Genomic DNA, 4,190 nt, shown 5'->3' with positions numbered 1-4,190 from the left:
GGCACCTGCGTGCAGATCGACGCCGGGGTCGAGACGAACTACCGGGACCCGGCGTTCCACGAGGACGCGCAGGACGAGGTCTGCGGTCACGTCATGGTGGCTGGTCAGCACCAGCGCCGTCCCACTCGGGTCTGTCATCACCAGCCGCTGGGGCTATGGTCAGAGTCCGAGTCGTTGTCCGAGTCGGAGTTGCTGTCGGAGTCGGAGCTGTCCGGACCACTCGTGCTCGTGGAGCTCTGCGTGCTGCTGCTGACGTTGGTGCTCGTGGAGTTCGAGGGACTGCTGGCGGCCAGGTGGTCGCCGAGCTCGACGGCATGGCCGTACTCGTCGATGATCACGGCAATCTGGGTCTCGGGGTCGATCACCGGGGTAAGCAGGGGAACCACGGCGGCCTCGGTGTACGGCGCCATGCGGGTGGTGCCCCAGGGGGCGCCGTGGTCTCGGGTTTTCATCGTTCGACTCCCGTTCTTCCGGCTGTTCATACGGATGGCTCTCCCTCTGCCTGAGCGGAGGCCATGGGCAGGTCACCGCGACTTGTTGGCGTTCGCCGCCGCGCCGCCGACGACCACATCCGTGGTAACACGCTCGGGCAGGATGCACAAGGTGACGACAAGCAAAGGGAATTGACGGGCAATCAGAATTGCTGCGACCTGCTGGGCGACGCAGCCATCGAGGTGCTGGCCGAGGCCGGCTGGCACAGCCTGCCCCACCGGGCCGTCGACGCAGCCGCAGGAGTGCCACCGGGGACCGCAAAGAACTACATCTCGACCCGGGGAGCCGTGCCACCGCCGGCCGCTCCGTCCGGCCGACGGCCTTCGCGCCGGAACCGGCGGCCGCTGCCCGAGCGTCCGACTTCCCGGGTTGCCGTCGTCCACCGCCAGGAGGGGTTTCGAATCGTGAGGATCGTGCTGTGGGCCGTCGTCGGGATGCTGTTCGCGCTGCTGCCGCTCACCCACTGGCTGCTGCGCGCCCGTCCCACGCCGCTCCGAGCACCCGTCGCCGCCGCGCTACTGCTCTGGCTGGCACTGGCACTCGCGGTGGCGTTCGACCTGCTGCACCCGCGTAGCGAGGCCGAGCTCTACCTGCTCTACACGCCGCTCGCCGAAGCGGCCGTCCTGATCGGCATGTGGCTGGACCGGCGGATCGCCGGCCCGCGCACCGAGCGCCCGATCGGCTGGTCCCGGGCCGCGGGCATCGCCTTCTACGGCCAGTTGGCCCTTGTCCTCCCCGCGACCCCGCTGCTGGCGCTCGTGGCCTTCCACGAAGCGGGACTCCCGTCCCAGAAGGCCATGCCCGAACCGCCACCCGGCTACACCGTCCTCGAGACCGGCAACGGCTGCGGCAACGGCCACGGCGCCACCTGCTGGCGCACGCTCTACCTGGCAGGCCCACCCGACATACCGACCGCAACAGCCGCCGACCGGATCCGACCCCGCCAACGCTGCGAGACGAACGGCTGGCTGCTCGACCGCCGCAACCTCTGCACCGAGGTGACCACCGACGACACCAGGATCATCTACCGCGTCCTCCTCAACGGCACCGACCTCTAGAACACGCCATACCGGCAGAGCCCACCAGCCAGGCCACCGCCACCACCCGCCACGACAGGCCCGCCGCCCCGGCCATCCCGACCACCCAACTCCCGCACATCCGGGACCGCAACCCACGGCACCGGCACCGGCACCGGCTGCAAGATCGCCCACGCACCACGTCCGCGAACCCAAACAGCAGCGCGGCGGTTGTGCAGTACGCCCGACCCAGGGCCAGCCGGAACGAATCGCTCGGATCGGGAAAGCTCCAATAGACCGCCACCGAGGTATCTCTCCGCAGCGGCCCTCGCCATAGCCAGTCCAAGGCTCAACCCGGCACACCTGCCGACACGAACAACATCGACGACACCCTCCAGGACGTCCGCGCCGGAGGCCTGAGCGGGCAGCGGTGATCATGATCGACGCCAGCGCCACCGTGAAGCCGCTGACCGGCACCGGCCCCGTCGCCGAGCGAGCGCGGCTGGTCGGCGAGGACGTGTACGCGCCGGCGCACCTGGACCACGAGGCGAGCCGGGCGATCGTGCGAACGATGCAGCGCGGCGCGCTCACCGAGAAGGACGCCGGCACGGCAATCGCGGACCTGGACGCGCTGGAGGTCCAGCAGATCCCGATCCGCTGGACCTCCAGCTGCGCGCCTGGGAGCTGCGGGACCGCACCTACGTCGGCGACGCGCTGTACATCGCGCTCGCCGAGACCCCGCTGTGCCCACAACTGACCACCGACTCCAAAACGGCCGACGTCCCCGACAACGCCCGCAAAATCGCTCACATACCGAAGGCATGAACCCGGGCCCTCCGAGGTGCGCGCGACAGGGGAGGGCGTTGCACCCCGGAAGGCCGCGAGCCCGGCCGACCCTTCAGTTCTGTGCGCATATGGGCTGCCCAGGGCCGGAATCGTGTGACCGCTGGTCAGTTCCAGCCGCTGTCGGTACGAGCAATTGCCAAGCTCTGTGGATGGGGCCACGGTCTTGTCAGCGGGCCGGGCTAGGGTGGGCGGCGCCCGCTCGGGCTCCGGCCCGCAGTGTCTGCGATGGGCGGCCTGGGGCAAAGGGGGGTGGCTGGACGGTCCCTCTGGTGCGCCTCGGGGACCGGAGTAGACGCCCGATCCCACCCCCTCACCCTCCTCGGCGCACCGTACTTGGGGACACCCTCGGACGCGTGATCAGGCAGCGGCGGCCTCCGCGCGCTCGACCAGGACGCCGTTCTCGAACCTCACGCCGGCGCGGACGAGGGCGACGAGATGATCCCCTGTAGTCCGGTCCGCTGCCCGTCGGTCAGTCCCTGTGCGCCCGGATCGGACGCGTAGACCCGGGCGATCGTCGCCATGATGAACGGTCAGCTCCTGCGCGGCCGGGCCAGACGCCATGGCCTCCTCCCGACGCACCAACACGACTTGCTGGCGGCACCGGTCGGATTGTGTCTTGGAGGCACGCCCCTCCACTCGCCGAAAGGTGATCCACCGATGCCCGGAATCCGTCCGCTCCCCGCCCCGAAGAGGCTCCTCGTCGCCCTGACCGCCGTCGCACTCCTGCTGGTCGGGTTCGGGGTGTACGTGACGGACCGGGCACCGTCCGCCGCGGCCAGCCCGAGGTCCGCCATCGTCACCGGCGGGCTGTCGGTCAGCATCATGCCGAGCAGTGTCACCGTCGGCGTCGGCACCGTGTCCGCCAACATCCTCTACACCTGCACCGACACCGCCGCCCCCGGCGGAAACGCCGCGCTGCGCGTCGAGTTCGACCAGCACGGCAACGACGCGTCCGCGGAGGTCGCCGTCCCGTGCGGCACCGCGAACGTGAACAAGACGCAGACCGTGACCGCCACCCAGGTCGGCATGAGCGGCACCCAGGAGATCACCGTGGTCGCCGGCCTGACCGACGGCCCCGTGACGGCCGTCGACACCGCCGACACCGTCACCGGCGGCGTCTACGTGCACCTCGACCCGTCCGCGACCTTCCCGGGCAACGGCACCGTCACCCGCACCGGCTACTACAACTGCGCCACCGGCACACCCACCCCGACCTCGACGATCATCACCCTCGACCAGGTCCAACCCGGCAACCTCGCAGCCGCCGGCGAAGGCGTGGTCACCGTCCTCACCTGCAACGGCGCCAACCAGACCTTCAGCATCAACATCACCAGCTGCACCGGAAACGGCTTCACGGCCGGCACCCCCCTTGCGAGCCAGGCTGTGATTCCCACGATCGGCGGGGGAAGCGGCTTCACCGGCCGCAGCACCGTCGACTACTCGCTCCTCCTCGGCTGACCGAGGACGCCCAGGCACACCGACCGGACACCGACGCCCGGGGCCCAGGGCGGGGCAGCCGTACGATCCGCGCCCCGGGGCCGCCCGGTCGCGGGTCCGGCAGGTGAAGTCGACGCCGTCCCGTCCATCCGCTTGCGGCGCGGCCCCGAATGCCGCACGCTCGGCGGGCTCCACGGCGACAGGGCCTGCGACCACCGCTCGATCCCGTTCCTCGGCACGGGCGGCATCGATGGGCCGACCCGGGCTTCTGGTCGGCGCCGTCCGGCAGCAGCGACAGCGGCCACGTCGGAGCCCAAGCCGGCAGGCTAAAGGCTGTCTCGTAACCCTGTGGGCTGGGCGGCGTTGGTCTGGGTGTGCAGGTGCTGTCGGCGGAGCGTC

General features: G+C 70.5%; 3 protein-coding genes and 1 pseudogene. 3 read left to right on the top strand and 1 reads right to left on the bottom strand.

Translation table 11 applies throughout. The annotated features are described in order from the left end of the window. Positions 1-138, bottom strand: a pseudogene (locus tag IEZ12_RS39775) (ATP-grasp ribosomal peptide maturase); the annotation flags it as partial. A 758-nt stretch (positions 139-896) separates the two neighbouring features. Between IEZ12_RS39775 and IEZ12_RS35915 the strand changes: the two are divergent. From IEZ12_RS35915 to IEZ12_RS35905, 3 genes are all read left to right on the top strand, one after another. Then, entirely contained in the window at positions 897-1,550 is a 654-nt protein-coding gene (locus IEZ12_RS35915; protein ID WP_189278417.1) for a hypothetical protein, read from the top strand. A 394-nt stretch (positions 1,551-1,944) separates the two neighbouring features. Continuing rightward, positions 1,945-2,265 carry a PIN domain-containing protein gene (locus IEZ12_RS35910; protein WP_189278415.1) on the top strand — a complete coding sequence of 107 codons (321 nt, stop codon included), beginning with the start codon at positions 1,945-1,947 and terminating at the stop codon, positions 2,263-2,265. Between the two features lie 746 nt (positions 2,266-3,011). After that, the gene (locus tag IEZ12_RS35905; protein WP_189278413.1) at positions 3,012-3,812 is read left to right on the top strand and encodes a hypothetical protein; all 801 of its coding nucleotides are present in this window, start codon (positions 3,012-3,014) and stop codon (positions 3,810-3,812) included. Positions 3,813-4,190 lie beyond the last annotated feature (378 nt).

The sequence above is a fragment of the Kitasatospora griseola genome, from assembly GCF_014648555.1.
GTDB lineage: Bacteria > Actinomycetota > Actinomycetes > Streptomycetales > Streptomycetaceae > Kitasatospora > Kitasatospora griseola.
The sequence above is the reverse complement of the archived record's forward strand: the minus strand, read 5'-3'. Positions and strand labels throughout refer to the sequence as shown.

Coding starts and splice junctions, on each gene's coding strand:
- IEZ12_RS35910 (WP_189278415.1), top strand. CDS start 1,945: ATGATCGACGCCAGCGCCACCGTGAAGCCGCTGACCGGCACCGGCCCC.
- IEZ12_RS35905 (WP_189278413.1), top strand. CDS start 3,012: ATGCCCGGAATCCGTCCGCTCCCCGCCCCGAAGAGGCTCCTCGTCGCC.